Annotated in this window: 1 protein-coding gene; it reads right to left on the bottom strand. The window is 64.0% G+C overall.

The window, feature by feature from the left end; genetic code table 11:
* Positions 1–286, bottom strand: a 286-nt coding sequence (locus tag RTX98_RS10295; RefSeq protein WP_312796413.1) for a 2Fe-2S iron-sulfur cluster-binding protein, incomplete at both ends; no start/stop codon positions are given.

The raw sequence follows: 286 nt of genomic DNA, 5'->3' as shown, positions 1-286 counted from the left end.
GATCGTCGCGGAACAGGACAGGCGGCGTCCTTCCGGTAAGCCCTTCACGCGCTCGTAGCGCTCTTCCTTCGGGCCCTTCGGCGAAATGTGGTCGTTGGACGAGACGATCTTGTGCTTGGCAAAATTGCCTTCCTGCACCTCGATCTGGCACCGCCCGCACGTCGCCCGACCGCCGCATACGCTTTCCACGTAAACGCCAAGCTGGCGCGCGGCATCGAGCACCGACGTGCCGAGCGGAAAGTGCCCGCGTTTGCCCGAAGGCATGCACAGAACGAGGGGGTCAGTG

The sequence above is a fragment of the Tianweitania sp. genome (assembly GCF_032053605.1).
In the GTDB taxonomy this organism is placed as follows: domain Bacteria; phylum Pseudomonadota; class Alphaproteobacteria; order Rhizobiales; family Rhizobiaceae; genus Tianweitania.
This window is presented reverse-complemented; position numbering and strand designations above follow the sequence as displayed.